Source organism: Clostridium uliginosum (assembly GCF_900112485.1).
GTDB classification, from domain to species: domain Bacteria; phylum Bacillota; class Clostridia; order Clostridiales; family Clostridiaceae; genus Clostridium; species Clostridium uliginosum.
In genome coordinates, this window is record NZ_FOMG01000076.1 from 1 (window position 1) to 1,380 (window position 1,380).

At 29.0% G+C, this 1,380-nt stretch carries 1 protein-coding gene; it reads right to left on the reverse strand.

Going from position 1 to position 1,380, the window contains the following annotated elements:
* Positions 1-56: 56 nt before the first annotated feature.
* The gene (locus BM027_RS17880; RefSeq protein ID WP_090094520.1) at positions 57-1,259 is read right to left on the reverse strand and encodes an IS701 family transposase; all 1,203 of its coding nucleotides are present in this window, start codon (positions 1,257-1,259) and stop codon (positions 57-59) included.
* Between the last annotated feature and the right edge of the window lie 121 nt (positions 1,260-1,380).

A 1,380-nucleotide genomic window follows, 5' to 3' on the forward strand; every position in this document is an offset into this window, starting at 1 on the left:
CTATAATAGTGCATTTTTACTTGAATAATTTTACAGTTGAATAAACAAAGAGATTCCTAAGCTATTTTTAAGTACTCAAAAATTTTTGCTACCGGCTCACCGCTTGCGGCAGCATTGTAAATCCAAATTACTTTAGCTTTTTTGAGGTCATTTTGTGCTAACTTAAATCCAGTGTTAAAGTGATGAGATTCATTAGAATATAATTTGCAATAAGTATAATTTATTGTCATTATTGCAAGATATCTTTTAATGCTTCGTTCACTTCTAACTTGATATCCATCAAGCCCAAGATAAGATTTACAATCTCTAAAAAATGGTTCAATCGCCCAACGGTCAGTGTATTGAGTTAAAATATTTAAAGGATTTAATGAGGTATTCAAAGAAATAAATGTTTTTAATGCTCCTTCTTTTTGAAAAGATTCTTTAGGATAACTAAGTATAATTGCAACATTCTTTATATCTTTTAAATCGCCAACGTAGTTAAAGATATAGTATTCTTGATTTTTAACGGTGACAAGGTCAAAATCTTCAATCTTTAGTGTTGTTGCGAATTTATTAAGTTTAATTCCTAACCTCTTATATCCTTCAGGATAAATAACTCTATTAGTTTTTAAGGCACCGATGTAGCTGTAACCAGCTTCCACGGAACTATTGAAAATAGCTTTACAACTATACCAACTATCGCATAAAACATAACCTTTATTCTCAGGCTTGGGTAGTGAATTAATTAAATTTTGAGTCATTTCTATTTTACTCATAATATCTTTATCATAAATATCGATTGAGTAAGGAAGCACTAACCCATCACAAGATAGTAATGAAACTAAAATTTGATGACCATATACGATTTTACCTTTTAGATGAGAGTTATGAAAAGAGCACTTTTCTATAACGTTTTTAGCCTTTGACGAGGGCTTAGTTTTTTCAGATATTGTATCATCAATAATAAAGTATATAGGTTTATTAGTTTTTCTAGATTTACTCCAAATAAGGTCTAACACTTGTGATCTCAATGAATTACTTAAAAGTGTTTCATCCCAATTACTGTTGGATAAAAATCTAGTAGTACTTGTTCGATGCCTTTGCGAAGCAAGCTCCGCTACGTCGGATATTTTACCATTATAACCTTTTGAAATCATTGCATTCATGATACTTTCCACATGTCTTAATTGTGGTTTAGTTAGGTATAAATCAAAATTTAGTTTTTTAAAGAAATTGTTTATTGATAGTTCATCTGATATAATTAAATTCTGAAACATTTATGTATAGCTCCTTGCTGTAGTTTTTGTGTGAGAACTCAATTATAACAAGGATTTATCATAAATGTTTTTTTATTTTATTCAATTGTAAAATTATTCAAGCATTTTTGCACTATTATAG